The sequence below is a fragment of the Microbacterium enclense genome, from assembly GCF_001456955.1.
GTDB lineage: Bacteria > Actinomycetota > Actinomycetes > Actinomycetales > Microbacteriaceae > Microbacterium > Microbacterium enclense.
In genome coordinates, this window is record NZ_KQ758468.1 from 190,703 (window position 1) to 216,591 (window position 25,889).

At 70.2% G+C, this 25,889-nt stretch carries 25 protein-coding genes, 1 tRNA gene and 1 other RNA gene; 19 read left to right on the top strand and 8 right to left on the bottom strand.

Features of this window, described 5'->3' with window-relative positions:
• Window positions 1-65: 65 nt before the first annotated feature.
• The 4 genes from prfB to smpB all read left to right on the top strand — a co-directional run bounded on the left by prfB (window position 66) and on the right by smpB (window position 3,828).
• A complete protein-coding gene (gene prfB, locus AS029_RS04275; RefSeq protein WP_058231360.1) occupies window positions 66-1,178 on the top strand; it encodes a peptide chain release factor 2 in 1,113 nt (370 codons plus the stop codon).
• 126 nt (window positions 1,179-1,304) lie between these two features.
• Window positions 1,305-2,351: a cell division ATP-binding protein FtsE gene (gene ftsE / locus AS029_RS04280; protein ID WP_058231361.1), complete on the top strand. Its 1,047-nt coding sequence runs from the start codon at window positions 1,305-1,307 to the stop codon at window positions 2,349-2,351.
• Window positions 2,348-3,265: a permease-like cell division protein FtsX gene (ftsX, locus tag AS029_RS04285; protein WP_058231362.1), complete on the top strand. Its 918-nt coding sequence runs from the start codon at window positions 2,348-2,350 to the stop codon at window positions 3,263-3,265. Before ftsE ends, ftsX begins: the two co-directional genes overlap by 4 nt.
• An 86-nt stretch (window positions 3,266-3,351) precedes the next feature.
• Window positions 3,352-3,828, top strand: a complete 477-nt coding sequence (gene smpB, locus AS029_RS04290; RefSeq protein ID WP_058231363.1) for an SsrA-binding protein SmpB — start codon at window positions 3,352-3,354, stop codon at window positions 3,826-3,828.
• Window positions 3,829-4,061: 233 nt separating this feature from the next.
• On the opposite strand, the gene AS029_RS04295 is transcribed toward smpB, so the two are convergent.
• A complete protein-coding gene (locus AS029_RS04295; RefSeq protein ID WP_058231364.1) occupies window positions 4,062-4,718 on the bottom strand; it encodes an SIMPL domain-containing protein in 657 nt (218 codons plus the stop codon).
• 284 nt (window positions 4,719-5,002) lie between these two features.
• Here AS029_RS04295 and ssrA point away from each other — a divergent pair.
• Window positions 5,003-5,372: a transfer-messenger RNA gene (gene ssrA / locus AS029_RS16830) on the top strand.
• 75 nt (window positions 5,373-5,447) lie between these two features.
• Here ssrA and AS029_RS04300 read toward each other — a convergent pair.
• Window positions 5,448-5,987 carry a YaeQ family protein gene (locus tag AS029_RS04300; RefSeq protein ID WP_058231365.1) on the bottom strand — a complete coding sequence of 180 codons (540 nt, stop codon included), beginning with the start codon at window positions 5,985-5,987 and terminating at the stop codon, window positions 5,448-5,450.
• 62 nt (window positions 5,988-6,049) lie between these two features.
• On the opposite strand from AS029_RS04300, the gene AS029_RS04305 reads away from it, so the two are divergent.
• Complete coding sequence (locus AS029_RS04305; protein WP_058231366.1) at window positions 6,050-6,358, top strand: hypothetical protein; 309 nt, start codon at window positions 6,050-6,052, stop codon at window positions 6,356-6,358.
• On the opposite strand, the gene AS029_RS04310 is transcribed toward AS029_RS04305, so the two are convergent.
• The gene (locus tag AS029_RS04310; RefSeq protein ID WP_058231367.1) at window positions 6,342-6,944 is read right to left on the bottom strand and encodes a hypothetical protein; all 603 of its coding nucleotides are present in this window, start codon (window positions 6,942-6,944) and stop codon (window positions 6,342-6,344) included. The two genes, AS029_RS04305 and AS029_RS04310, sit on opposite strands and share 17 nt — an antisense overlap.
• A complete protein-coding gene (locus AS029_RS04315) occupies window positions 6,941-7,756 on the bottom strand; it encodes an inositol monophosphatase family protein (protein ID WP_058231368.1) in 816 nt (271 codons plus the stop codon). Before AS029_RS04315 ends, AS029_RS04310 begins: the two co-directional genes overlap by 4 nt.
• Before the next feature lie 104 nt (window positions 7,757-7,860).
• Between AS029_RS04315 and AS029_RS04320 the strand changes: the two genes are divergently transcribed.
• Window positions 7,861-7,936, top strand: a tRNA-Lys gene (locus AS029_RS04320).
• 717 nt (window positions 7,937-8,653) lie between these two features.
• On the top strand, window positions 8,654-10,327 hold the full coding sequence (locus AS029_RS04325) for a DUF4082 domain-containing protein (RefSeq protein ID WP_058231369.1): 1,674 nt from the start codon (window positions 8,654-8,656) through the stop codon (window positions 10,325-10,327).
• Between the two features lie 116 nt (window positions 10,328-10,443).
• Here AS029_RS04325 and AS029_RS04330 read toward each other — a convergent pair whose 3' ends face one another.
• From AS029_RS04330 to AS029_RS04340, 3 genes are all read right to left on the bottom strand, one after another.
• A complete protein-coding gene (locus AS029_RS04330; RefSeq protein WP_058231647.1) occupies window positions 10,444-11,646 on the bottom strand; it encodes an MFS transporter in 1,203 nt (400 codons plus the stop codon).
• A gap of 65 nt (window positions 11,647-11,711) precedes the next feature.
• Complete coding sequence (locus AS029_RS04335) at window positions 11,712-12,179, bottom strand: MarR family winged helix-turn-helix transcriptional regulator (RefSeq protein ID WP_058231648.1); 468 nt, start codon at window positions 12,177-12,179, stop codon at window positions 11,712-11,714.
• Window positions 12,180-12,229: 50 nt separating this feature from the next.
• Complete coding sequence (locus tag AS029_RS04340) at window positions 12,230-13,027, bottom strand: IclR family transcriptional regulator (RefSeq protein ID WP_058231370.1); 798 nt, start codon at window positions 13,025-13,027, stop codon at window positions 12,230-12,232.
• Window positions 13,028-13,129: 102 nt separating this feature from the next.
• Between AS029_RS04340 and AS029_RS04345 the strand changes: the two genes are divergently transcribed.
• From AS029_RS04345 to AS029_RS04355, 3 genes are all read left to right on the top strand, one after another.
• Window positions 13,130-13,900 carry a CoA transferase subunit A gene (locus tag AS029_RS04345; protein ID WP_058231371.1) on the top strand — a complete coding sequence of 257 codons (771 nt, stop codon included), beginning with the start codon at window positions 13,130-13,132 and terminating at the stop codon, window positions 13,898-13,900.
• 102 nt (window positions 13,901-14,002) lie between these two features.
• The gene (locus AS029_RS04350; protein WP_175456630.1) at window positions 14,003-14,659 is read left to right on the top strand and encodes a CoA transferase subunit B; all 657 of its coding nucleotides are present in this window, start codon (window positions 14,003-14,005) and stop codon (window positions 14,657-14,659) included.
• A complete protein-coding gene (locus AS029_RS04355; RefSeq protein WP_058231372.1) occupies window positions 14,656-15,843 on the top strand; it encodes an acetyl-CoA C-acetyltransferase in 1,188 nt (395 codons plus the stop codon). Before AS029_RS04350 ends, AS029_RS04355 begins: the two co-directional genes overlap by 4 nt.
• 305 nt (window positions 15,844-16,148) lie before the next feature.
• Here AS029_RS04355 and AS029_RS04360 read toward each other — a convergent pair whose 3' ends face one another.
• On the bottom strand, window positions 16,149-16,403 hold the full coding sequence (locus AS029_RS04360) for a hypothetical protein (protein WP_058231373.1): 255 nt from the start codon (window positions 16,401-16,403) through the stop codon (window positions 16,149-16,151).
• A gap of 164 nt (window positions 16,404-16,567) precedes the next feature.
• Between AS029_RS04360 and otsA the strand changes: the two genes are divergently transcribed.
• The 8 genes from otsA (at window position 16,568) to AS029_RS04400 (ending at window position 25,512) form a co-directional block, all read left to right on the top strand.
• Entirely contained in the window at window positions 16,568-18,037 is a 1,470-nt protein-coding gene (gene otsA / locus AS029_RS04365) for an alpha,alpha-trehalose-phosphate synthase (UDP-forming) (RefSeq protein ID WP_058231374.1), read from the top strand.
• The gene (otsB, locus tag AS029_RS04370; RefSeq protein ID WP_058231375.1) at window positions 18,034-18,813 is read left to right on the top strand and encodes a trehalose-phosphatase; all 780 of its coding nucleotides are present in this window, start codon (window positions 18,034-18,036) and stop codon (window positions 18,811-18,813) included. Before otsA ends, otsB begins: the two co-directional genes overlap by 4 nt.
• Before the next feature lie 137 nt (window positions 18,814-18,950).
• Window positions 18,951-20,669, top strand: coding sequence for a dihydroxy-acid dehydratase (gene ilvD, locus AS029_RS04375; RefSeq protein ID WP_058231376.1), 1,719 nt, complete (start codon window positions 18,951-18,953; stop codon window positions 20,667-20,669).
• 45 nt (window positions 20,670-20,714) lie between these two features.
• Window positions 20,715-22,523 (top strand): acetolactate synthase large subunit, encoded by a 1,809-nt coding sequence (locus AS029_RS04380; protein ID WP_058231377.1) that lies wholly within the window; start codon window positions 20,715-20,717, stop codon window positions 22,521-22,523.
• 1 nt (window position 22,524) lies between these two features.
• A complete protein-coding gene (gene ilvN / locus AS029_RS04385) occupies window positions 22,525-23,034 on the top strand; it encodes an acetolactate synthase small subunit (RefSeq protein WP_055953948.1) in 510 nt (169 codons plus the stop codon).
• 194 nt (window positions 23,035-23,228) lie between these two features.
• Window positions 23,229-24,254, top strand: coding sequence for a ketol-acid reductoisomerase (ilvC, locus tag AS029_RS04390; RefSeq protein WP_058231378.1), 1,026 nt, complete (start codon window positions 23,229-23,231; stop codon window positions 24,252-24,254).
• Window positions 24,255-24,616: 362 nt separating this feature from the next.
• Entirely contained in the window at window positions 24,617-25,177 is a 561-nt protein-coding gene (locus AS029_RS04395; RefSeq protein ID WP_074615860.1) for a hypothetical protein, read from the top strand.
• Complete coding sequence (locus AS029_RS04400) at window positions 25,174-25,512, top strand: hypothetical protein (RefSeq protein WP_058231380.1); 339 nt, start codon at window positions 25,174-25,176, stop codon at window positions 25,510-25,512. The genes AS029_RS04395 and AS029_RS04400 overlap by 4 nt, the downstream gene beginning before the upstream one ends.
• The last annotated feature ends 377 nt before the right edge of the window (window positions 25,513-25,889 follow it).

Here is a 25,889-nt window from a genome sequence, read left to right on the forward strand (position 1 = left end):
GAAGCGCACCAGCACGTTCCGGGGAGAGTTGGCTGTCACCGTCTCCACGATAGGCTGGATGCCAAATGCTCGAACTCGATTTGACCGCCGACATCCAGGCGCTGCGCTCGACCTTCGCCGATATCCAGGCCGTGGTCGACGTCGACGCACTCAAAGCCGACATCGACCGCCTGAACGAAGAGGCCGGTGCGCCCGACCTGTGGGACGACGTCGACAACGCGCAGAAGGTGACCAGCCGGCTCAGCCACCGCCAGGCCGAGCTCAAGCGCATCACCGAGATCGAGCAGCGCCTCGACGACCTCGAGGTGCTCGTCGAGCTCGCGATCGAGATGGAAGACGAAGACTCCGCCGACGAGGCCCGCCGCGAGCTCGCCGCGCTGAAAGACGTCATCGGCCAGCTCGAGGTGCAGACGCTCCTCGACGGCGAGTACGACGCGCGCTCCGCGGTCGTGACCATCCGCTCGGGCGCCGGCGGCGACGACGCCACCGACTTCGCCGAGATGCTGCTGCGCATGTACCTGCGCTGGTGCGAGCGTCACAAGTACCCCGCGAAGGTCATGGACATGTCGTACGCCGAGGGCGCGGGCATCAAATCGGCCACCTTCGAGGTCGACGTGCCCTACGCCTACGGCACGCTCTCGGTCGAGGCCGGCACGCACCGTCTCGCGCGCATCAGCCCCTTCGGTGGCGCCGACAAGCGCCAGACGAGCTTCGCCGCGGTCGAGGTCATCCCCGTCATGGAAGAAGCCGTCGAGGTCGACGTGCCCGAGGGCGACATCCGCGTCGACGTCTTCCGTTCGTCGGGCCCCGGCGGCCAGTCGGTCAACACGACCGACTCCGCCGTGCGCATCACGCACATCCCCACCGGTCTCGTCGTGTCGATGCAGAACGAGAAGTCGCAGATCCAGAACCGCGCGGCCGCCATGCGCGTGCTGCAGACCCGTCTGCTCCTGCTCAAGCGCGAAGAAGAAGCGGCGAAGAAGAAAGAGCTCGCGGGCACGATCACCGCCAGCTGGGGCGACCAGATGCGCTCCTACTTCCTGTACGGGCAGCAGCTGGTGAAAGACCTTCGCACCGGCTACGAGGTCGGAAACCCGGCGGTCGTCTTCGACGGCGACCTCGACGGCCTCATCGCCGCCGGCATCCGTTGGCGCAAGCGCAAAGACGACGACGACTGACGCGTCTCCCGTTTCCCGAGAAGCCCTGTGGATGCCGGTGCCCCGGCATCCACAGGGCTTTCTCCGTTCCGGGTCACGGCGCGTCTTGACGGCGTGCCCAGAACGCCCGTTTAGGCTCGTCGAGCCATGATCCGGTTCGAGAACGTCACCAAGCGGTATCGCGGCACCGCGAAGCCCGCCCTGAACGCCGTCGACTTCGAAGTGCTCCGCGGGGAGTTCGTCTTCCTCGTCGGCGCCTCGGGGTCGGGGAAGTCGTCGTGCCTGCAGCTCATCCTGCGGGCGGAGACCCCCAGCGAGGGGCGCGTCGTCGTGCTCGGCCGCGACCTGCGCACCCTGTCCAACCGCAAGGTGCCCTACTTCCGTCGCGAGATCGGCTCGGTCTTCCAGGACTTCCGCCTGCTGCCGAACAAGACGGTGTTCCAGAACGTCGCCTTCACGCTGCAGGTGACCGGCTCGTCGCGCGGCTTCATCCAGCAGGCCGTGCCCGAGGTGCTCGCGCTGGTCGGCCTCGACGGCAAAGAGAAGCGCCTCCCGCACGAGCTGTCGGGCGGGGAGCAGCAGCGCGTCGCGATCGCGCGCGCACTCGTCAACCGCCCCCAGGTGCTGCTCGCCGACGAGCCGACCGGAAACCTCGACCCCGGTACCTCCACCGACATCATGCGCCTGCTCGCCCGCATCAACGCCGGCGGCACCACCGTGGTCATGGCCACGCACGAGGCCGGTTTCGTCGACCAGATGCAGCGGCGCGTGATCGAGCTGCGCGGCGGCGAGCTGGTGCGCGATGAGCGCGGCGGCGGCTACGGCGACACGGCCAGCATCCCGCGCCTGACACCCGAGGTCGAGAAGGGCGCGGCGGCCGTCGCCGCCCTCACGGCCGTGCTCGAGGTGCAGCGCGAGGTCACCGGTCTCACCGGCCCGGTCGAGCCGCTGCCCCAGACGGAGGCCGCGCCCGCGCCCCGGACCGCGTCGACACCGGATGCCGTGGCATCCGCCCCCGTGGCGCCGTCCGCCGAGGCCCCGGTCGACGAGTCCGCACGGGCGCCGCGCGAGCCCTCGACCACCACCGGGTTCATCCCGGTCACGACCCCCGACGTCGACGAGCTCGGCCTGGCCGACCGGCTCGGGCTCGGCACGAAGAAAGACGGCAGCGACGAAGTGGGACCCACGACATGAGGATCGGACTCATCCTGTCGGAGGCCTTCACGGGCCTTCGGCGCAATGCGTCGATGGTGATCTCCGTCATCCTCGTCACCTTCGTCTCGCTGACCTTCGTCGGCGCGGCGATGCTCATGCAGATGCAGATCGGCAAGATGCAGTCGTACTGGGCCGACCGGGCCCAGGTGGCGGTGTCGATGTGCGCGACGGTCTCCGACGTCGACACCTGTCAAGCCGGCCAGGCCGCCACCCAGGACCAGATCGACGCGGTCAAGGCCAAGCTCGACGGACCCGCTCTCGCCCCGCTGATCCGCGACTACACCTACGCGACCAGCGAGCAGGTGTTCGAGAACGCCAAGGGCCTGCTGCCCGAGGACATCCTCGGCGTGGTCACCGCCGACCAGTTCAATGCCACGTTCAGCATCAACCTCGTCGACCAACGCCAGTCCGACGTCATCATCGAGGCCTTCAGCGGTCAGACCGGCGTCGAAGACGTCACCGACCAGCTGCAGTACCTCGAGCCCCTCTTCCAGACGCTGACGGTGGCGACCTACGTCGCCGTCGGCATCGCCGGGCTCATGCTCATCGCCGCCGTGCTGCTGATCGCCACCACCATCCGGCTGTCGGCTTTCGCCCGCCGGCGCGAGCTCGGCATCATGCGTCTCGTGGGAGCGTCCAACCGGTTCATCCAAACGCCGTTCGTCCTCGAGGGCGTGCTGGCGGCCCTCGTCGGTTCGGCGCTCGCGAGCGTCGCGGTCTGGGCGATGGTCGGCGTCGGCGTCGATCAGTACCTGCGCGACCGCGTCGGCTTCATCACGTCGTGGGTCGACATCGGCGACGTGGCCATCGTCATCCCGGTGATCGTCGTGCTGGGTGTCGTGCTCGCGGCCCTCAGCGCGAGCTTCGCCATCCGTCGCTGGCTCCGCGCCTAGCGGATCGGCGCCCCGCGCGAAGCCGGCATCCGGTGTGGGGTAATCTGTAAGGCTCCGTGTGCCCATGATCATGAGGAGGTGGCACCATGCCTCGTGAGCAGGGTGAGAAGCTCATCGCGTCGAACAAGAAGGCGCGTCACGACTACGCCATCGAGAAGACCTACGAGGCCGGTCTGATCCTGACCGGCACCGAGGTGAAGTCGCTGCGTCAGGGACGCGCCAACCTCACCGACGGCTACGCCTACATCGACGGCGGGCAGGCCTACCTCGACGCCGTGCACATCCCCGAGTACTCGCAGGGGCACTGGACCAACCACTCCGCCAAGCGCACGCGCAAGCTGCTCCTGCACAAAGAAGAGATCATCAAGCTGTCGCACGCGGTGTCGGCGGGCGGCTACACGCTCGTGCCGTTGCGGCTGTACTTCCTCGACGGGCGCGCGAAGGTCGAGATCGCCGTGGCGAAGGGAAAGCGCGAGTTCGAGAAGCGCCAGACCATCCGCGAGCGCGAAGACAAGCGCGAGGCCGAGCGGGCGATGCGCACGAAGAACCGCCTGGGCGAGTAGGCCGGGGTCGGTCGCGGGGTTTGTCGGCTGGCGCCGTGTGGGGTTGCGCGGCCCGTGCCCGTGCGGCTCGCTCGACCGGCGTCGTGCGGGGCGGGGCCGGTGACCGTGGGGCTCGCGGAGGATGGCGTCGCGTCGTGCGGGCCTCGGGGTCGTCGGCGTCGGGTGTCGGTCGGACAGCCGCGCGGGGCGCGGTGCGGGCCCGCGAGGGTGTGGCTCGACAGGGTCCTTCGGTGCTACTCCGCGCGGAAGCGCCCCTCGACGACCGACGTCACGTCGATCTCGGGCGGCTGCAGGCTGAACGACGGTCCGTGGGCGTTGCTCGCGGCCATGAGGCGCGCGTTGATCGGCGCCGGCGCTTCGGGGCGAGCGCCGAGCAGGCCGGCGTCGGCGATCTCGACGGCGGAGACGGATGCCAGCCCCAGCGCGTCCGCGTACGCGGCGGCGCGTTCGACGGCGACGTGCACCGCCTCAGCGGCGACCTCGCGCTCCACGCGCGCGCGGGTGTCGGGGGAGAGGCGCCACTCGACCGCCGTGACCTGCACGTCGTCGGACTCGGCGACATCGCCCAACCACCACGACAGCGCACCGGCGTCGGTGAAGGTCGCCGAGACCTCGACGCTGGCGTGGTGCACGAGGGGGAGCTGGACGCCCTCGTTGTTCCACGGCCTGTCGGACCAGACCGACACGCGGGCGCTCGACCATTCCGACACCTCGCCGGAGCGCAGGTGCGCGACCAGGCCGTCCTGCACCGTTGACGCACGTTCCTGCGCGCGTTCGACCACGGGGCCGCGCGAGGGGCCGTCGGTCGAGACCGTGACGCGCACCGCCGCCTCCTCCGCTCGCACGCGGGCACTGCTCTCGCCTCGGACGGTGATGACGACGTCGCTCATGGCGCGAGCATACGCGACGGCTCTGCGCGCTGCGCCAGCCCGGGCCGGGCTCCGGAGAAGCGGCGCGGGGTGGGGGCGGCGGCTCGGAATGGCGCGACGGCGGGTCTGATTCTCCGGAGCCCGGCACGCACACCAGGGGCTTCCAGCCGCCCGCAGACCGAAAGCCGTGGCGGCCGGGAATCATCCCGGCCCGCGATCCGTTGTAGACTGTGATGCTCGGGTGCTTCGGCTCCCGAGCTGGCAACTCAACAGCGTGACAACGGCCGCTCCTTCACGGAGTTCCCGGGGCTGATCGGTTTCGACAGCGCCTGCGAACCCGCGAGAAGCGGGCCGAGGATGTGGGGTTATCTCGTAAACGCTCCCTGCAAAACAATAAGTGCCGATGCTAAGCGCACTGACTTCGCCCTCGCTGCCTAAGCGAGCCCGATAGTCCGTCAGACCGTGTGTGACCCCGCCACGGATCCTGGCGTCATTTAGGGGTCTTGCTGCGTGATGGCGTCTGGACGTCACGCGGGACTTTTCCCAGGCTGGGCTCGTCGACTTAGGTGTCTGTGACAAAGGTCGGAGCCGAGCAGAACGTCTGCACAGACTGCGCCCGGAGAAAACGCGGAGACCCAGCGTTGGACGGGGGTTCGATTCCCCCCAGCTCCACGAGCCGTTGTCACGATCGAGTCGTCAGAAGAAGCCCCCGCTCCCGCCCGTCTCGGCGGGGCGGGGGTTTCGTCGTGTTCAGGCCGCTGCGCGCGTGTGGATGTCGCTCTCGCCCGACGTGCCGTTGAGCTCGAGATAGATGCGTCCCTCAGTGCGCGTGAGGGTGGCGGTGCTGCGGCGCTCGATGCTCTCGGCGAGTCGCTCGACGAAGCCGGGGTCGAAGCTGTGCAGCAGCACCTCGTCGCCGCGGTGGATGCGCTTGCCGGCCCACGCGGCCGACACCTTGTCGGGATCGCGGTGCGTGTAGACGGCGACCCGCTCGGCCTTCATGCTGCCGGTGTGCAGGCGCGCGGCATCCGGCGCTCCGACTTCGATCCATGCGACGAGGGCACCGGTGAGGTCGGTGACCATCACGGCGGGCTCGTCGGTGGCGGCGACGCCCTCGCTGAAGCCGATGCCCTCCTCGTACTCGAGGCAGTACGCGAGCACGCGCGTGAGCATGTACGGAGCCGTCTCAGACGGATGCCGGGCGACGCGCAGCTGCAGTTCGTCGTAGACGCCGCGATCGACGTCGGACAGCTGCACCGTGAACGTGTGAATGGTCGAGCCGATAGCCACGAGGATCGAGCCTACGCGAGCGTGGACGCGACGACGGGCTCCGCGCCGTCTAGGGTCGGGGCATGCCTGACCCTCGCGCGCTCCGCATCGACGTCGGCCCCTTCCACCTCGCGCCCACACCCGATGCGGCGACCTGGACCGCCGCGGCGCGCGCCGCCGGCGGGGCTCAGGCGCGCGCCTCCAGCGGGGCTCAGGCGGCGGGAGCAGACGCTTCGCCGGGCATCACCGCCACCTGGGGCGACTGGGTCGCCTTCGCCCACAAGGTGCTCCGCGCCGACGAGCTGTGGCGGGCGGGAGAGGCGCGGGGCGACGCGTGGGACGAGGGTTTCGCGGCGGCGCGGGACGCCGCGGCGGTCAATCCGTACCGTTGACGTCCGCCGCGTCCTGCCGCGGCGCGTCGACGAGGATCAGGCTCTGCCGCGTGTCGGCGAGCTTCACCCACCCTTCGCCGAACAGGTAGGTCAGACCGTAGCCGTCGACGCCGCGACCGCCCAGCCACTCCGGGTTCTCGGTGACGTACGTCCCGTCGGCGTCGACCTCGACCTGCCAGCCGGATGCGACGAGCTCGTTGCGCGCGCTCACCGCGGTCGCGTCGTCGATCGGCGCCCACCCGAAGATCTGCACGCGGTCGGAGGCGATCTTCTGGTCGCCCCACTTGCACTGGATGCCGTCGTCGATGGTCGTCGCTCCGATGCGGAACGGCTCCTCCTGGCTGGCCCAGCCGAGACTCGTGAAGTCGTCGGCTGTGGCCTGCGGGATGATGTTCTCGCAGGTCGGATCGGGCGTCTCCGACGCGGGTGTCGCCGTGGTCTCGGGAGCCGCGATCGAGGGACCCGCGGCTGATTCCGCGACGCTGGGCGCCGCATCGGGGCTCTGCCCCGTGCAGGCCGTCAGCGTCGCGCCGACGGCCAGAGCAGCCGCGGCGGCGAGGATGCCGCGACGACGCCACCCGGTCATCGGGCGGCCTCGTCGCGCAAGGCGGCCGAGAAGGCGTCGTGGAGGATGCCGTTGGTCGCGAACGACGAGCCCGCGTCGAGCCGGTCGGAGCCGTCGAAGGCGGTGAAGCGCCCACCGGCCTCGCGCACGATCGGGGCGATCGCGGCGATGTCGTACTCTTTCACGTCGAACTCGGCGACGAGCTCCAGGCGCCCCTCGGCGAGCCACATGTACGGCAGGGCGTCGCCGTAGGCACGGTCGCGCCAGACCACGCGGGTGAGGCTCTCGAGCGCGGGGAGCAGCCCGACGCCGTCCCACTGCTCGATGCTCTGGAAGCTGATGCTCGCGGCACCCATCTCGTCGACCTCCGACACCCGGATGCCGCGGGTCTCACCCGACGCGGTCGATGTCCAGGCTCCATGGCCTACGGCGGCCCACCAGCGACGTCCGATGGCGGGCTGACTGACCACGCCCACCTGCGGCACGCCGTCGACGGTGAGGGCGATCAGCGTCGCCCAGACCGGGATGCCGCGCATGTAGTTGTGCGTTCCGTCGATGGGGTCGATGACCCACCGACGTGCGGTGTCGCCGGAGGTGCCGAACTCTTCGCCGAGAACCGCGTCGTGGGGCCGCTCGGCATCGAGGATGCGGCGGATCGCTCTCTCGGTCGCGAGATCGGCCTCGGTGACGTGCGTGCGGTCGGGCTTGGTGTCGATGCGGAGGTCGGCCGCGTCGAAACGCTGCATCGACACGGCGTCGGCGGCATCGGCCAGGCGAAGGGCGAGGGCGAGGTCGTCGGGGAGCGTCGGACAGGGCGCTTCGAGAGGGGACACGGCTCCAGGATAACGGTCGACCCGCGGCCGATTTGGTGTGCCCGCGTCACGCCTGGTAACGTAATCCCTCGGTTCGGAACGCGAGTTTCGGGCCGAAACGGAACGCACCTCTAGCTCAATCGGCAGAGCAACTGACTCTTAATCAGTGGGTTCTGGGTTCGAGTCCCAGGGGGTGCACCACACACGAAATCCCCTCCACGGCCGTGCAGCCGGGAGGGGATTTCGCATTTCACCCGCGGGCTGCGCTGAGATCACCCGGCTGACCGCGGCACGGGTGCGGGATGAGCGGGCACTGCGGCCCGGGTACAACCCGTCCCGCCCGGGAGCGCGGCCCTTCATGGTCGCCGAGGTCGGCGATCCCACCGCGTCGGCGCGCAGTAATGGCGCCGCCGCGGTCCATTGATCGATCGCGCCGGTCGATTCTGCGCGCCGAGGCAGTCTCTTTCGCCCAGCGCATCGCGACGTGGTCGCTCTCGTCGTCTCCGCCGCCGTCGACAATTCCTCGACAGGGGCTGACGGCGTGTTGACGTCATCATGAGACACGGCTCGGATCGTTGTCAAGCAGGCGTTTCCCTCCGAGTGGAATGTCGGGGTGAATCATCGCTGCGACATAGGGGCGCGGGGCGCCCCCGGCTCCGGTCGACCGGCTACCGGGGCTGCGAGCGACGGTCTCGGTGCAAATTAGGTAGTCGGGGCGGTCTATTGTTAATCCACCCGTAATGGTGCAGGTATATGGTCAGATCTGCTGCGCCGCAGCGGTCTTCATATTCACACCCGCCGCGGGGCGTACACAAAACAATGCGCACCCTGAGCACGAGCCGAAAGCCCGATGCGCCCATGGAACTCAACGCCGTCCCTGGTGTTCCGTCCCGTTCGTCCGCCCTTCGCCGGCGCGCGATGCTCCTCACGACTCTCACCGCTGCCGCCGCCCTGGTCGCCGGCACGGCGACCCCCAGCGTCGCCGCGGTGACCGCGCCCCTCGGCGTCCACCCCGACGGCGTCAAACCGCAGGTGCTCGCGATGCCCGTCCCCGGTCCCCTCGAGGTCGGGTTCACCTTCAAGCCCGCGGAGTCGGGCACCCTCTCGGGTGTGCGGTTCTACCAGAACGCGCCGAACTCGGGCGTGGTCAGCGCGTCGGTGTGGTCGTCGACCGGAGCCCTTCTCGCGCAGGCGCCGGTCAACCCCGTCGCCGCGGTCGGCTGGCGCACCGTCCCGATCGACCTCGACCTCGACGCCGATGTCACGTACACCGTCAGCGTGCTCGACAAAGACGGCCGTATCCCCGCCATCGAGAACTTCTTCGCCGAGGCGAAGACGACCAACGGCATCGTCACCCCCGCGAAGGCGGGTGTGTACAAGGCCTCCGCCGGATTCCCGACCATCGGCCAGACCTCCAGCGGGCTCGTCGACATCGCCTTCACCGCCGAGCCCGACCTCGAAACCGGCACCGAGCCGACTGAGCCCGAGACGACCGCGCCGGAGCCGGCGCCCGTGCCGGAGGAAACCAGCGCACCCGCGCCGGACCCCGCCGGACTCATCCGTGCCGTGGGCCCCGATGGAACGCACTGGCCCGAGAACACCCCCCGCATCGAGAACGCGCGCGTCGTGAGCGTCAAGCCGACCTGGGCAGCCATCTCCGCGGCGATCGTCGCGGAGTCCAAGACCTCCGACGACGTCGTCATCTGCGTCGCACCGGGCACGATCACCGGCGGCAACGGCTCCGGGTCGAGCGCCAAGGGGGTCCTGCAAGACATCGGCAACGCGCAGCGCGCGTCCCGCATCCTCGTCACCCCCTGTGACGGCATCGGAACCGTGAAGACCGCCGGCGACAAGGGCATCTCGTTCGTCGGTGTGCGCGGCGTGTCGATCATCGGCATCGACCTGGGCGACACGTCCGTCATGCTCCGCAACGTCGAATCGTTCGGCTTCGGTTACTCCACCGTGTCCACCCTGCTCGTGACCGCGAACGGCGGCCGCGGGGTGAATGACGTCGACGTCGTCGAGGTCGTCGCGGGTACCGAGGCGGTCGCCGGGGCCGGTTACGACCGCATGGAGGTCAAGTCCGCCGACGGCTTCCACATCGACGGACTGACGTTCTCGGGCCTGTACGCGGCTCCGCACTACAAGGAGCGCGGCTCCAACGCCCACACCGACACCATCCAGTTCGTGACCACGTCGGGCAAGGGCACTATGACCGACATCGTCATCGAGGACTCCGCCGTCTTCGCCTCCTCCAACCAGGGGATCATCGCGGGCAGCAACAGCGGCGGAGAGATCCGCAACACCCTCGTCGTGGGCGGCAAGACGAGCCAGCAGCGCTACCCGGTCTACGCGGGCGGCCAGCCCGTCACGGCCGCCAACTCGCTGCACGGCACCTGGTCGGACCTGGCGATGGAGACCTCCACCGTCGCCGGCAGCGTCTCGACGTCGTACTCGTTCACCGAGGTCGAATCGTCCGAGAGCACGAAGGGCGACCGCGGGTTCAGCAAGCTTCAGCCGCTGACCCTCGACGACCTCGACGAGATGGCTCCCGTCCCCACGGCCGAGCGTCTGGCGGCCATCTGGGGCTGACCCGACCCACGGCGCGAGGCGCCAACGACCGAGGCGCCGGAGGCCGCACGTGATCGACGTGCCGGCATCCGGCGCCTCCGGCGTATTGACGGCGCGATGCGGTCAGCGGCTGCGCCTCACGCGGCGTCGCCCACCAGCACCGCCGCGCCCTCGTCGGCGGCATCCGGGTGCGTGCCGTCGATGTGGGCGAGCAGGCGCCGACCGAAGAGGATGCAGGCGCTCGCGACGATGACGGCGACCGCGGCGACGACATACGGAACGCCCGCGTTGTATGTGTGCCACAGCAGGGCGGCGAGCGGGGGAGCGATCGCGCCGCCGAGGAAGCGCACGGCCGAGTATGCCGACGACGCCACCGACCGGGGTAGGTCGGTCGCCTCCATGACGGCTTCGGTGAGGGCGGTGTTGACGACGCCGAGCACGAGCCCTCCCACCACGATGCAGGCCACCAGTGCCGCGGCCGACGACACGACGAACGCCGCGACGAGCAGATCGAGGGCGAGCAGTGGCAGCGCGATCAGCAGCACGGTGGTCAGTCGCAGCCGCCGCAGCAGGATCGGCGCCACCCACACACTCGTGACCGCGAGCCCGACGCCCCAGCCGAAGAACGTCAGCCCGATCCCCATCGCGCCGAAGCCGAGCGGGAACGGCGAGAACGCCAGCAGCGTGAAGAAGCCGATGTTATAGAACAGTGCCGTCGCGGCGAGGATCGCGAGCGCCGGACGCCCGAGGGCGCGGAACGGGGCGCTGAACGCCAGCGGCGTGCGCTCGGGCGCGGGCCCGCGCAACAGCACCGTCACCGCGACGAAGGCGATGGCCATGAGGGCGACGACGCCGAAGAACGGGCCGCGCCAGCTGATCTCGCCCAGGATGCCACCGAGCAGGGGACCGATGGCGATGCCGAGGCCCAGGGCGGCTTCGTACAGGATGATCGCCGCCGAGCTGCCTCCGGACGCCGCTCCCACGATGGTGGCGAGGGCGGTGGAGATGAAGAGCGCGTTGCCGAGACCCCAGCCGGCACGGAAGCCGATGATGGCGTCGACGCTGCCGCTGAGGGCGCACAGCAGTGAGAAGACGACGATGAGCGCGAGGCCCACGAGCAGGGTCGCCTTGGCGCCGATGCGGCTCGAGATCCAGCTGGTCACGAGCATGGCGAGGCCGGTGACGACGAGGTAGCTGGTGAAGAGCAGTTCGGTCTCGACGGGGCTCGCCTCGAGCGATTCGGCGATCGCGGGCAGGATCGGGTCGACCAGCCCGATGCCCATGAACGCGACGACGCATGCGAAGGCGACGGCCCACACCTGGGCGGGCTGCTTCCAGATCCGGGATGCCGCGGGCGACTGCTGCCGCGTGGCGGCCGGGCTCGTGACGGGGGTGGTGTCGGCGCTCACCGGACGACCTCCTTCTTCTCGCGTGACGTGTCGAGGGTCGCGACGGGCACCAGCCCGACACGCAGGGAGAGGGCGGAGGCGGCGACGCCGACGGCATCCCACTCCTCCGGTGACAGGTCGGCGACGTGCGGGGCGAGCGCGGCGCGGAACTGCTCGAACCACACCGCGAGCGCCTCGAGACCGCGGGCGGTGGCGCGGACGACGCTGACGCGCGAATCGGTCGGGTGCGCGGCGCGCTCGACGAGGCCCGCGGCATCCATCTGGTGCACGAGGCGGGTCATGCCCGGTTGGGTCACCCGGCTGAGGGTGGCCAGGTCGCCGAGACGCTGCGGTCCGTGATCGCGCAGCAGCGTCAGGGTGCGCCACTGCGCGGCGGGAGCGTCGTTGTGGGTGTCGAGGGCCGCGATGCGCGTGAGGGCGTGCACCGCGAGCAGGAGTGTCTGCAGGTCGTCGTCGCGGGTCATGACGAAAAGCATACCGCAGGTATATACCTGCGGTATCTAATCTGTGCGGATCAGCGGGCGGCGATGCGCGTCGAGAGCTGGTGCGCGTGGGCGAGCAGGATCCGTCCGAGTTCCGCGAGCCGCTCACCGCCGAAGCGGAACTCGACCCCGGTGAGGCTGAGAGCCCATTGCGGGTCGCCGGAGCGGGTGAACACCGCCGCGCCGACACCCCAACTGCCCTCGACGATCAGGCCCGGATTCACGGCGTAGCCTCGCGCCTTCGTGTCGGCGACGCGCGTGCGCAGGCGCGCGGGGGAGTGCGACGCGCCCCAGCGTTCGGCCAGCTCGGGGTGCCGCTCCAGGTAGGCGTCCACATCCTGAGGCGGGAGGAACGCCAGGATCGCCAATCCCGCCGACGCGACGCCGAGCGGGAACCGCACCCCCTCCGACAGCACGAACGAGCGGATGGGGAAGCTGCCGTCCTCGCGCACGAGGCACACCGTCTCGTCGCCCCGCCTGACCGACAGGAAGGCGCTCTCCTCGGTGCGCACCGCGAGCGAGCGCACGATGTCGCGGGCAACGGCGGTGACGTCGAATCGGGATGCCGCGACGCTGCCCATCAGATAGAGCTCGGGCCCCGGGAGCCAGTGACCGGTCGTGTCGTCGCGATCGACCAGCCCCTCCAGCCGCAGGGCGCTGAGTAGGCGATGCGCGGTGGGACGGGTCAGGTCGGCGTCGTGCGCCAGGTCGCCGACGGTCGCGCCCGCGTCGCCGGCCGCGGTGACGAGTCGGAGCAGGTGCGCGGCACGCGCGATGGCCTGGGCGCCCGGGACGGTGCTCCGCGGGCCTCGCGTATCGGGGGTGTCCACGATGTGGACGGTACGCCGCCTGGCATCCACATCGCAAGAACGCGCTCGGTGCGGCGCCGGCGGCGGACGCAGCATGGGAACACGCTGTTCGAAGGAGTGCGCGTGATCGACAAGACCTGGCCGTCGGCCGCCGACGCCGTCGCCGACATCCCCGACGGGGCCTCGCTCGCAGTCGGAGGGTTCGGCCTCTCCGGCAACCCCATCGCGCTCATCGAGGCGCTCCTCGCCCAGGGCACGCGCGACCTCTCGGTCGTGTCGAACAACTGCGGCGTCGACGACTGGGGGCTCGGCATCCTGCTCGGAGCCGGTCGCATCCGCAAGATGACATCGTCGTACGTGGGCGAGAACAAGGAGTTCGAGCGGAAGTTCCTGTCGGGGGAACTCGAGCTCGAGCTCACCCCCCAGGGCACCCTCGCCGAGAAGCTGCGCGCCGGCGGATCCGGCATCGCCGCGTTCTACACGCAGACCGGCGTGGGCACCCAGGTCGCCGAGGGCGGTCTGCCGCGCCGCTACGACGGCTCCGGCGGCATCGCCGTGGCATCTCCCGCGAAAGACGTGCGCACCTTCGACGTGAACGGTCAGTCCCGCGAGTTCGTGCTGGAAGAAGCCATCACCACCGACTTCGCGTTGGTGCACGCCCACAGGGGCGATCGCCACGGCAATCTCGTCTTCCGCAAGGCTGCGCGCAGCTTCAACCCCCTCGCCGCGATGGCCGGACGCACGTGCATCGTGCAGGTCGAGCACCTCGTCGAACCCGGCGAGATCGAGCCGGATGCCGTGCACCTGCCAGGCGTCTTCGTGCACCGCATCGTCGAGGTCGGCGCGGTCGAGAAGCGCATCGAGAAGCGCACGGTTCGCGAGGGCGGCCGGTGAGGGCGCGGATCCGCGCCCTCCGCTCCCTTCGACAGGCTCTGGGACCTCGCGTTCCGGGGCCCCGCCCCGCACCGACCCCGACCGTCCCAGAGGAGAACTGACATGGCCCTGACCCGGATCGAGATGGCGGCCCGCGCCGCCCGTGAGCTCGCTGACGGCGCGTACGTCAACCTCGGCATCGGCCTGCCGACCCTCGTGCCCAACCACGTGCCCGAGGGTGTCACCGTCGTGCTGCAGTCGGAGAACGGCATCCTGGGCGTGGGGCCCTACCCGACGGAGGACGCGGTGGATGCCGACCTCATCAACGCCGGCAAAGAGACGGTGACGACGCTCCCGGGAGCGGCGTTCTTCGACTCGGCGCTGAGCTTTGGCATGATCCGCGGCGGCAAGATCGACGCCGCCATCCTCGGGGCGATGCAGGTGTCGGCGTCCGGAGACCTGGCGAACTGGATGATCCCCGGGAAAATGGTCAAGGGCCCGGGCGGCGCGATGGACCTCGTGCACGGCGCGGCGCGGGTGATCGTGCTGATGGAGCACGTCGCCAGAGACGGCTCGCCGAAGATCGTCGACGCCTGCTCCCTGCCCCTGACCGGTCGCGGCGTGGTCGACCGCATCATCACCGACCTCGCCGTCATCGATGTGACGCAGGATGGACTCGTGCTCGTCGAGCTCGCCCCCGGCGTCAGCGTCGACGAGGTACGGGGTGCCACCGAGCCCGAGCTGACCGTGCGACTCACCGAGGAGATCCAAACCGCATGAACGCCGAGAACGACATCGTCATCGTCGCCGCCGCCCGCACCCCGCAGGGGCGGCTGAAGGGTCAGCTCGCGCCCCTCACCGCCGTGCAGCTGGGCGCCGCCGCGATCCGCGGGGCGCTCGAGCGCGGCGGCATTCCGGCCGAGACCGTGGACGCCGTGCTCGTCGGACAGGTGCTGCAGGCCGGCGCCGGGCAGAACGCCGCACGCCAGGCGGCGGTCGCCGCGGGCATCGGGTGGGACGTGCACAGCGCCACGATCAACAAGGTCTGCCTGTCGGGGCTGACCGCGGTCATCGACGCCGCCCGCATGCTGCGTCTCGGCGACGCCACGGTCGTGGTCGCGGCCGGCATGGAGTCGATGACCCGCGCCCCGCACCTGCTGATGAACTCCCGCGAGGGATATGCGTACGGCTCGGTCGAGGTGCTCGACCACATGGCCTTCGACGGTCTCACCGACGCCTACGACCGCGAGAGCATGGGCGCCTCGACCGAGCGCGCGAACGCCCGGTACGAGATCACCCGCGAGGCACAGGATGCCGTGGCCGCCCGCTCCCACCAGCGCGCTGCCTCCGCGCAGAGCGCCGGGGTCTTCGAGGCGGAGATCGTGCCCGTCGAGATCCCGCAGCGCAAGGGCGACCCGGTCGTCGTGAGCGCCGACGAGGGGATTCGCGTAGACACCACGGTCGAGACCCTCGCGAAGCTGCGCCCGGCGTTCGCCGAGGGTGGCTCGATCACCGCGGGCAACGCCTCGCAGATCTCCGACGGCGCCTCCGCCGTCGTCGTGACCACCCGCGCGGTCGCCGAGCAGCACGGCTGGGACGTGCTCGCGGTCGTCGGCGCCGCGGGCCAGGTCGCCGGTCCCGACAACTCGCTGCACGATCAGCCGGCCCGCGCCATCGCCCGGGCGCTCGAGAAGCAGGGCATCTCGGCATCCGACCTCGACCTCGTCGAGATCAACGAGGCGTTCGGTGCGGTCGTCGCCCGTTCGCAGGTCGAGCTCGGTCTCTCCGACGACGTCGTCAACCCGCACGGCGGAGGTATCGCGATCGGTCACCCGATCGGCGCCTCGGGCAATCGTCTCGTCGTCCACGCGGTGCACGAGCTCGTGCGGCGGGGGAGCGGCACGGCGGCGGTCGCGCTCTGCGGCGGCGGCGGTCAGGGCGACGCGCTGATCCTGACCCGCTGACCCGCGGCGGGTGCCGTGAGCGGCGGGGGCGCCTCGGATCGGAGGCGCCCGGGGGCGGCGGGCTTGCGGTCCGGCATGGTGCCTGACTCCGGAGATCCGGTGCCGCCGAGCGGCCGGTGCCCCGGAATTCTGCGTGTGGGCGGTGGTTGGCGGCGCATTCTTCCGGAGTTCGGCACGGGTCGGTGGGGCATCCCGACGGCAGAGGGCGGATGCCGGAGCTCAGACAGCGGTAGCCGCGCCCCTCGAGAACAACGAACGGATGCCGCGACCCCGAGGCCGCGGCATCCGTTCGTTGGTGTTGTGGGTCAGCGCGCGAGGCGCTTCTTGAGCAGCTTCTGCTGCTTCTTGGCGATGGGGGAGTCGCCGGCGATCACCTTGCCGCGGCGCGCGCGGCGAGTGTCGACGACCGACCCGATGGCAAGCGCGAGGGTGATGCCCCAGCTCAGCCACGCCAGCGCCGTGCGCCACGTGAAGGGCTCGTCGTTCTTGAGAGCCCGCAGGAGCGTGACGCCGCCGGTGATGGCGCTGAGAAGACCCGTTCCGAAGATGTACTGCCGCATGCTCTCAACCTATCGATGCGCGCTGTCGCGTGCCGCGCCTTGACACCCGGGCCCCTGCTCCTCGATGGGTGCGACCGGCGGTGGACGGCTTCGACGGTCGCCGTCCACCCCCTCGACCGGATTCGCGCCGCTGTTAGCCTGAGGAAGATCCCCGAGGAGGACCTGTGACCCAGGCCGATTTCGTCGTCGTCGCCAACCGCTTGCCCGTCGACCACACCCCCGATGGAGAGGGCTGGCGGCGTTCGCCCGGCGGTCTCGTCACCGCCCTCGAGCCCGTCATGCGTCGGGCCGAAGGCGCGTGGGTGGGGTGGGCCGGCCAAGCCGATGTCGACGTCGAGCCCTTCGAGTTCGACGGCACGTACCTCGTGCCGGTGACACTCTCCGCCGCCGACGTGCAGCTCTACTACGAGGGCTTCTCCAACGACACGATCTGGCCGCTGTACCACGACGTCATCGCGGCGCCGACCTACAAACGCGCGTGGTGGGACGCCTACGTCAAGGTCAACAAGCGCTTCGCCGACGCCGCAGCCTCCGTCGCCGCCGAGGGCGGCATCGTGTGGGTGCAGGACTACCAGCTGCAGCTCGTGCCCAAGATGCTGCGCGAGCTGCGTCCCGACCTCACGATCGGCTACTTCCACCACATCCCGTTCCCCGCCTACGGTCTGTACGCGCAGCTCCCGTGGCGCAAGCAGGTGCTAGAGGGACTGCTCGGCGCCGACGTCATCGGCTTCCAGCGGGTGGCCGACGCCGGCAACTTCGCCCGCGCCGTCCGCCGTCAGCTGCGCTACGAGACCAAGGCCAGTGGCATCCTCGTTCCCGACGGCGACGGCGCCACCCGCGTCGCCCTCGCGAAGGCGTTCCCCATCTCGATCGACGCCGAGTCGTACGTCGAGCTGGCTCAGAAGCCCGAGATCCAGCAGCGGGCGAAAGAGATCCGCGAGGGGCTCGGCAACCCGCGCAAGATCCTGCTCGGCGTCGATCGTCTCGACTACACCAAGGGCATCCGGCACCGCCTCAAGGCATGGGGAGAGCTGCTCGAAGACGGCCGGGCTCACGTCGAAGACGCCACTCTCGTGCAGGTCGCGAGCCCCAGTCGCGAGCGCGTCGACGCCTACGTGCAGCTGCGCGACGAGATCGAGATGACGGTGGGACGCATCAACGGCGACCACGACACCACCACCCACACCGCGATCCGGTACCTGCACCAGTCGTATCCGCGCGAAGAGATGGTGGCGCTCTTCCTCGCCGCCGACGTCATGCTCGTCACGGCGCTCCGCGACGGCATGAACCTCGTCGCCAAGGAGTACGTCGCCAGCCGCACCGACAACCGCGGCGTGCTCGTGCTGAGCGAGTTCGCCGGAGCCGCCGACGAGATGGGCAGCGCCCTGCTGATCAACCCGCACGACATCGACGGATTGAAGGATGCCATCGTCCGCGCGATCGACATGCCCGCCGCCGAACAGGGCCGCCGTATGCGGACGCTGCGCAAACGCGTGCGCGAGCACGACGTCGAGGACTGGTCGAGAGGCTTCCTCGAGGCGCTGTCGGTGTTCCACGAGCGCTCGTCGAGCGCGGCGGCCGCCGCTGAGGTCGAGGCCGCCGACGTCGACGACGACGCGATGGATGCCGAATGACCGCCGCCGACGCCGCGGTCGAGGCCGTCGCCACCACCGACACCCTGCTGGTCGCGCTCGATTTCGACGGGACCCTCTCGCCGCTGGTCGACGAACCGATGTCGGCACGCATGACGCCGGGCGCCCGCGCCGCGCTCGACGAGCTCGCCGCGCTCCCGCGCACGGTGGTCGCGCTGGTGTCGGGCCGCTCGCTCGGGCACCTGCGCGAGATCGCGGAGCACGCCGACGACTCGCCGGTGTGGCTCGCGGGATCGCACGGTGCCCAGTACTGGGTGCCGGGCACGGGCGTGGAGGCGACCGCCGACGCGGCCTCCGACCTCGCGCTGCGCGACCGGCTCTTCGACGAGGCGTCGTCGGCCACCGCCGAGATGGCCGGGGTGTGGATCGAGCCGAAGGAGTACGGCCTCGGCGTGCACACGCGCACGGCGGATGCCGAGACCGCACGCGCCGCGCGAAGCCTGGTCGACGAGCTGGTCGGGGTGGCCGCGCCCACGTGGCGCCGCCGCACCGGTCACGACATCCTCGAGTTCGCGTTCCGGCACGAGGGCAAGGACTCCGCGATCGCGCGGCTGCGGGAGCGCGTCGGCGCCTCGGCCGTGCTGTTCGCCGGTGACGACGTCACCGATGAAGACGCCTTGCGCTCGCTGGGACCGGGAGACCTCGGCATCCGGGTCGGCGGGGGAGAGACGGCGGCGACCCTGCGGGTGGACGACATCGACGCGTTCGTCGCCGTGCTCGACGACGTCGCGCGTCTGCGGCGGGCGCACGGCGGCTGACCTTCGGGGCAGCGGGGGCGCAACGACTCGCGTCCGGCGTCCTCGTGCCCGCTGACCCCTCCTCCACACCGCGATCAATCAGCCGTTCATCGCCCGTTGCGCATCGGCCGTGCCCGCGCGCGCAATAGACTTCGAGGATGCCCGCACCGCAGAATCCGAACACCGGCGAGTTCGACATCAAGCCCCGCAGCCGCGTCATCACCGATGGCATCGAAGCCACGACGTCGCGAGGCATGCTCCGCGGCGTCGGCATGGGCGACGACGACTGGGACAAGCCCCAGATCGGCATCGCGTCCAGCTGGAACGAGATCACCCCCTGCAACCTCAGCCTCGACCGCCTCGCGCAGGGCGCGAAAGAGGGCGTGCACTCCGGCGGCGGGTACCCCCTGCAGTTCGGCACCATCTCCGTCTCCGACGGCATTTCGATGGGCCACGAGGGCATGCACTTCTCGCTCGTGTCCCGTGAGGTCATCGCCGACAGCGTCGAGACCGTCATGATGGCCGAGCGCCTCGACGGCTCCGTGCTGCTCGCCGGCTGCGACAAGTCGATCCCGGGCATGCTCATGGCATCCGCCCGCCTCGACCTCTCCAGCGTCTTCCTCTACGCCGGTTCCATCGCGCCGGGCTGGGTCAAGCTCTCCGACGGCACCGAGAAAGAGATCACGATCATCGACTCCTTCGAGGGGGTCGGCGCGTGCCTCGCGGGTCGCATGAGCGAGGCCGACCTCAAGCGCATCGAGTGCTCCTTCGCCCCCGGCGAAGGCGCCTGCGGCGGTATGTACACCGCCAACACCATGGCTTCGGTCGCCGAGGCGCTCGGCCTGAGCCTGCCCGGCTCGGCCGCCCCGCCGTCGGCCGATCGCCGCCGCGACTACTTCGCCCACCGCTCGGGCGAGGCCGTCGTCAACCTGCTGCGCCAGGGCATCACCACGCGCGACATCCTCACCAGAGAGGCGTTCGAGAACGCCATCGCCCTCGCCATGGCGCTCGGCGGCTCGACCAACGTCGTGCTGCACCTTCTCGCCATCGCGCGCGAGGCCGAGGTCGAGCTCACCCTTCACGACTTCAACCGCATCGGCGACAAGACGCCGCACGTGGCCGACATGAAGCCCTTCGGGCAGTACGTCATGAACGACGTCGACCGTCACGGCGGCATCCCCGTCGTGCTGAAGGCCATGCTCGACGAGGGCCTGCTGCACGGCGACGCCCTCACCGTCACCGGCAAGACCCTCGCCGAGAACCTCCGCGACCTCGAGCCCGACCCGGTCGACGGCAAGGTCATCCACTCGTTCGACGACCCGATCCACGCCACCGGCGGCATCACGATCCTCCACGGTTCGATGGCGCCCGAGGGTGCCGTCGTGAAGTCGGCGGGTTTCACCGGCAACGTCTTCGAGGGTCCGGCGCGCGTGTTCGAGCGCGAACGCGCCGCCATGGACGCCCTCGAGGCGGGCGAGATCGCCGCCGGCGACGTGGTCGTCATCCGCTACGAGGGCCCCAAGGGCGGCCCCGGCATGCGCGAGATGCTCGCCATCACGGCGGCCATCAAGGGCGCGGGCCTCGGAAAAGATGTACTACTCTTGACGGACGGTCGATTCTCGGGCGGCACAACCGGCCTCTGCATCGGCCACATAGCTCCCGAAGCGGTGGACGCAGGTCCGATCGCCTTCGTGCGCGATGGTGATCTGATACGGGTCGATATCGCCGCTCGCAGTCTCGACTTGATCGTCGATGAAGCCGAGCTGAGTTCCCGCCGCGAAGGCTGGGAACCGCTTCCCCCGCGCTATACCCGTGGCGTTCTGGCCAAGTACTCCAAGCTCGTGCGTTCCGCCGCGGAAGGCGCTGTCACGGGCTGACGGCCGTCCCCCTTCTCACCTTCTTACGGTTCTCGAGGTACTCCTATGTCCATCGATTCCCCCACCGCGGCCGTGCCCCGGCCGCCCGCGCGCACAGCCCCGGCGCCCGTGATGACGGGCGCGCAGGCGGTCGTCCGCTCGCTCGACCTGCTCGGCGTGACCGACGTGTTCGGTCTGCCGGGCGGGGCGATCATGCCCGTCTACGACCCGCTCATGGATGACGAGCGCGTGCGTCACATCCTCGTGCGCCACGAGCAGGGCGCCGGCCACGCCGCCGAGGGCTACGCCGCGGCGTCCGGCAAGGTCGGCGTCGCCATCGCGACGTCGGGCCCCGGCGCCACGAACCTCGTCACCGCGATCGCCGACGCCTACATGGACTCGGTGCCGCTGGTGTGCATCACCGGCCAGGTGTTCTCGACCCTGATGGGGACCGACGCCTTCCAGGAGGCCGACATCGTCGGCATCACGATGCCCATCACGAAGCACTCGTTCCTGGTCAAGACCGCCGACGAGATCCCCGGCGCCATCGCCGCGGCGTTCGAGATCGCGTCGACCGGCCGCCCCGGCCCCGTGCTCGTCGACATCACCAAAGACGCGCAGCAGGCCGAGGCGCCGTTCGTCTGGCCGCCGAAGATCGACCTGCCCGGCTACCGCCCGGTGACGAAGGCGCACGGCAAGCAGATCCAGGCCGCGGCCCAGCTGCTCGCCACCGCCAAGAAGCCGGTGTTGTACGTGGGTGGCGGCGCGATCCGCTCGAACGCCTCCGCCGAGCTGAAGGTGCTCGCCGAGGCCACGGGTGCGCCCGTCGTGACGACTCTCATGGCGCGCGGGGCCTTCCCCGACTCGCACGAGCAGCACCTCGGCATGCCCGGCATGCACGGCACCGTGCCCGCCGTGCTCGCCCTGCAGGAGAGCGATCTCATCGTCTCGCTCGGCGCCCGCTTCGACGACCGCGTCACCGGCAAGGCGGCGCTGTTCGCCCCGCACGCCCAGGTCGTACACGTCGACATCGACCCCGCCGAGATCTCCAAGATCCGCACCGCTGACGTGCCGATCGTGGGCGATCTGCGCGAGGTGCTCGTCGACCTGGATGCCGCGTTCCGCGCGGCCGACGCCGAGCACCCGCACGACTACACCGAGTGGTGGACCTACCTGAACGGCCTGCGCGAGGAGTTCCCCCTCGGCTACACGCCCACCACCGACGGCCTGCTCTCGCCGCAGCACGTGATCCAGCGCATCGGCGAGCTGACCGGCCCCGAGGGCGTCTACGCCTCCGGCGTCGGCCAGCATCAGATGTGGGCCGCGCAGTTCATCAAGTACGAGCGCCCCAACGCCTGGCTGAACTCCGGCGGCGCCGGCACCATGGGTTACGCGGTGCCCGCCGCCATGGGCGCAAAGGTCGCCCAGCCCGAGCGCGCCGTGTGGGCGATCGACGGTGACGGCTGCTTCCAGATGACAAATCAGGAGCTGGCGACCTGCGTCATCAACGACATCCCGATCAAGGTCGCGATCATCAACAACTCCTCGCTCGGCATGGTGCGCCAGTGGCAGACGCTGTTCTTCGACGGTCGTCACTCCAACACCGACCTGAACACGGGCCACGGCACGCGCCGCATCCCCGACTTCGTCAAGCTGGCCGAGGCGTACGGGTGCCTCGCGATCCGCGTCGAGAAGGAAGACGAGATCGACGCGGCCATCCAGCTCGCGCTCGACACCAATGACCGTCCGGTCGTGATCGACTTCGTCGTGAGCGCCGACGCGATGGTCTGGCCGATGGTGCCGCAGGGCGTCAGCAACAGCTACGTCCAGTACGCGCGCGACCACTCGCCCGCCTTCGCCGAGCAGGAGGACTGAGATGTCTCGTCACGTTCTGAGCCTCCTCGTCGAGGACAAGCCCGGTCTGCTGACCCGCGTCGCGGGTCTCTTCGCCCGCCGCGGGTTCAACATCGAGTCGCTCGCCGTGGGCGTCACCGAGGTGCCGGGGCTCTCGCGCATCACGGTCGTCGTCGACGTCGAAGGCCTCCCGCTCGAGCAGGTGACCAAGCAGCTCAACAAGCTGATCAACGTCATCAAGATCGTCGAGCTCGACCCCGCGGCATCCGTGCAGCGCGAGCACGTGCTCGTGAAGGTGCGCGCCGACAACGCCACCCGCTCGAACGTCGTCGAGGTGGTCAACCTCTTCCGCGCCTCGGTGGTCGACTACGCCCCCGACGCGATGGTCATCGAGATCACCGGAGACTCCGGCAAGGTCGGGGCCTTCTTGAAGGCGATCGAGCCCTTCGGCGTGAAAGAGCTCGCGCAGTCGGGCCTGCTCGCCGTGGGTCGCGGCGGCAAGAGCATCACCGAGCGCGTCCTGCGCGGCTGAACCCCGTCGGTCCCTGAGCCTGTCGAAGGGCCCGACACCCCGACCAGTCGGTCCCTGAGCCTGCCGAAGGGCCCGACACCCCGACCAGTCGGTCCCTGAGCCTGTCGAAGGGCCCGACCCCCCGAACTTCACACGTCCCACAACCCCGGTCCCTTCGACACGCTCAGGGACCTGACTCAAGGAGAAACATCCTCATGGCAGAGATCTTCTACGACGACGACGCCGACATCTCGATCATCCAGGGCAAGAAGGTCGCGATCGTCGGCTACGGCTCGCAGGGTCACGCGCACGCGCAGAACCTCCGCGACTCGGGCGTCCAGGTCGTCATCGCGCTGAAGGACGGCTCCAAGTCGGCCGCCAAGGCGCAGGAAGACGGCTTCGAGGTCAAGAGCGTCGCCGACGCCGCCGAGTGGGCCGACCTCATCATGATCCTCGCGCCCGACCAGCACCAGCGGTCGATCTACGCCGACTCGATCAAGGACAAGCTGACCGAGGGCAAGACGCTCGCCTTCGCGCACGGCTTCAACATCCGCTTCGGCTACATCGACGCCCCCGAGGGCGTCGACGTCATCCTCGTCGCCCCCAAGGCTCCCGGCCACACCGTGCGTCGCGAGTACGTCGCCGGTCGCGGCATCCCCGACATCATCGCCGTCGAGCGCGACGCCTCGGGCTCGGCCTGGGACACCGCCCTGTCGTACGCCAAGGCCATCGGCGGCACCCGCGCCGGCGTCATCAAGACCACCTTCACCGAAGAGACCGAGACCGACCTGTTCGGCGAGCAGGCCGTGCTCTGCGGTGGCATGAGCCACCTCGTCCAGTACGGTTTCGAGACCCTCGTCGAGGCCGGCTACCAGCCGCAGATCGCCTACTTCGAGGTGCTGCACGAGCTCAAGCTCATCGTCGACCTCATGTGGGAGGGCGGCATCGCCAAGCAGCGCTGGTCGATCTCCGACACCGCCGAGTACGGCGACTACGTGTCGGGCCCCCGCGTCATCTCGCCCGAGGTCAAGACGAGCATGCAGGCCGTGCTCGCCGACATCCAGTCGGGTGCGTTCGCGAAGCGCTTCATCGACGACCAGGACAACGGCGCCACCGAGTTCCTCGAGCTCCGCGAGAAGGAACAGGGTCACCCCATCGAGGCGACCGGCAAGGAGCTCCGCGGCCTGTTCGCGTGGAAGCAGCAGGACAGCGACTACGTCGAGGGCTCGGCCGCGCGCTGAGTTCCTCGTCACGAACGCCCCGGGACCTCACGGTTCCGGGGCGTTCATCGTTGCTGTGCGGCGGTGCCCAGCGTGGCGGAGCCGGTGCAGGTCGCGCACACGTGCTGCCCGGCGGGTGGCGCCGACGGGGGCCGGCGCGCGGCCGAGGCCGACGACTCCGATGCGGCGGGGTCCGCGGCCGCGCACAACGGCGGGAGAAGTGGGCGACACGCCGACGCTGCGACGTCCGACGCGGCGTGTCGGCTGTCGCATCCGTAGCTGTGCACCGCGGCGGTTGCGGATGCCGCGGATCGGGATGCCGTGGATCGGGGCGTCCGGCGGGGCGCGGCCCGGTCGTGGGGGAGCGCCGCTACCGTGGACGGGTGAGCACTCCGCGTGATGACGACGCCCTCTCGTGGGGCGGTGACGATGACCCGACCCTCGACGTCGGGGACAAGCGCGAGCCGGGACGCACCGGCGTCGGTGCGCCCGTTGAGCGCCCTAACGAATCGCTCGCATCCAGCGGGCCGGAGCCGTTGCAGCCCGCGCCGGAGCCCTTGCAGCCTCGCGCCGACATCGCGTCGCCGGCCGCGCGGCATCCCGAATCCGACGAGCCGTCCGACGCAGAGCAGCCGGATGCCGCGCACTCGGCGCCGCTGGGCAACGTCGGGCTCGTGGGCATCGGGATGGTGGCGGCGACCTTCCTGCTCTTCGCGGTCGGGTGGTTGCTCGCGGGGCTCCAGCTGAACGGCCTGGGTCTGCCGATCCCCTCGGTCACGGTCGTCGCGCTCACGATGGGTGCCGCCCTGGCGCCGGTCGTCTGGTTCGTCGCCGTGCTCGCGCTGACTCGCGGGTGGCGCACCTGGCAGCGCTTCCTGCTGCTCATCCTCGGGATCGTGCTCCTCGTTCCCTGGCCGTTCCTGTCATTGGGGGTCTTCGCATGAGCGACGTCGCGCGCAGGCGCCTCCTCCCCACCTGGCTGATCGTGACGATCGCCGGACTCTTCGGTCTGTTCTACGCCTACGTCGTGTGGAGCGCGGTCGCGCTGCTGATCCAGCAGGTGAACGGACCGCTCGGCCTGAACGGGCTGGGCTGGTTCGTGTACATCCTGCCGATCGTCTTCCCGCTCGTGGCGTTCGGTGTGGCCTTCGCCATCGGGGCGCGGCGCCGCGCGGGCGAGCTCGCGATCGCGCTGCTGGCGGGCCTGACGGTCTCTGCAGCGTTCTGGCTGGCCATCGTGGGGTACGGCACGACGTCGTACGGACTGTACGGCGCCTGACGGCGACTCGTCGTCAGGCGCGGGCATACCCCGGCGGGCGGTTCGTGACGCCGGACGGCTCGGCTCGCTGATCGGCACGTCTCGGTGCATGGCTCGCCTCGGGAGGGCTTTCGGTCGGTGGCGCGCCGGCGTGCGCTCGCGGGGACGGCTCACGGTCGGCGACGTTTGCGCGCGCTCGTGTGCGGGGCGCGGCGCCCGGGTTGGCTCCCGCGTGCGCCGTGGGACGGCGTCCGGCCGGCGAGTCGGTCGCCGCCAACGACGCCTCATCGGCGGGATGCCCTCTCGCGCGCGAACGGTTTCATGCGGTCGCCCGCGAGCGCGGCATCCGTCGCCCACCGTCATACGGTCGGGGGCGGCTCCGCCTCCGCGCTAGGCTG

Excerpts from the sequence above, each read along its gene's own strand:
- ilvD (WP_058231376.1), top strand. The coding sequence starts at position 18,951 with ATGCCCGCACCGCAGAATCCGAACACCGGCGAGTTCGACATCAAGCCC.
- prfB (WP_058231360.1), top strand. The coding sequence starts at position 66 with ATGCTCGAACTCGATTTGACCGCCGACATCCAGGCGCTGCGCTCGACC.
- ilvC (WP_058231378.1), top strand. The coding sequence starts at position 23,229 with ATGGCAGAGATCTTCTACGACGACGACGCCGACATCTCGATCATCCAG.
- AS029_RS04305 (WP_058231366.1), top strand. The coding sequence starts at position 6,050 with ATGCCTGACCCTCGCGCGCTCCGCATCGACGTCGGCCCCTTCCACCTC.
- AS029_RS04310 (WP_058231367.1), bottom strand. The coding sequence starts at position 6,944 with ATGACCGGGTGGCGTCGTCGCGGCATCCTCGCCGCCGCGGCTGCTCTG.
- smpB (WP_058231363.1), top strand. The coding sequence starts at position 3,352 with ATGCCTCGTGAGCAGGGTGAGAAGCTCATCGCGTCGAACAAGAAGGCG.
- ilvN (WP_055953948.1), top strand. The coding sequence starts at position 22,525 with ATGTCTCGTCACGTTCTGAGCCTCCTCGTCGAGGACAAGCCCGGTCTG.
- AS029_RS04380 (WP_058231377.1), top strand. The coding sequence starts at position 20,715 with ATGTCCATCGATTCCCCCACCGCGGCCGTGCCCCGGCCGCCCGCGCGC.
- ftsX (WP_058231362.1), top strand. The coding sequence starts at position 2,348 with ATGAGGATCGGACTCATCCTGTCGGAGGCCTTCACGGGCCTTCGGCGC.
- AS029_RS04295 (WP_058231364.1), bottom strand. The coding sequence starts at position 4,718 with ATGAGCGACGTCGTCATCACCGTCCGAGGCGAGAGCAGTGCCCGCGTG.
- AS029_RS04325 (WP_058231369.1), top strand. The coding sequence starts at position 8,654 with ATGCTCCTCACGACTCTCACCGCTGCCGCCGCCCTGGTCGCCGGCACG.
- AS029_RS04400 (WP_058231380.1), top strand. The coding sequence starts at position 25,174 with ATGAGCGACGTCGCGCGCAGGCGCCTCCTCCCCACCTGGCTGATCGTG.
- AS029_RS04335 (WP_058231648.1), bottom strand. The coding sequence starts at position 12,179 with ATGACCCGCGACGACGACCTGCAGACACTCCTGCTCGCGGTGCACGCC.
- AS029_RS04360 (WP_058231373.1), bottom strand. The coding sequence starts at position 16,403 with ATGCGGCAGTACATCTTCGGAACGGGTCTTCTCAGCGCCATCACCGGC.
- AS029_RS04350 (WP_175456630.1), top strand. The coding sequence starts at position 14,003 with ATGGCCCTGACCCGGATCGAGATGGCGGCCCGCGCCGCCCGTGAGCTC.
- AS029_RS04355 (WP_058231372.1), top strand. The coding sequence starts at position 14,656 with ATGAACGCCGAGAACGACATCGTCATCGTCGCCGCCGCCCGCACCCCG.
- ftsE (WP_058231361.1), top strand. The coding sequence starts at position 1,305 with ATGATCCGGTTCGAGAACGTCACCAAGCGGTATCGCGGCACCGCGAAG.
- otsB (WP_058231375.1), top strand. The coding sequence starts at position 18,034 with ATGACCGCCGCCGACGCCGCGGTCGAGGCCGTCGCCACCACCGACACC.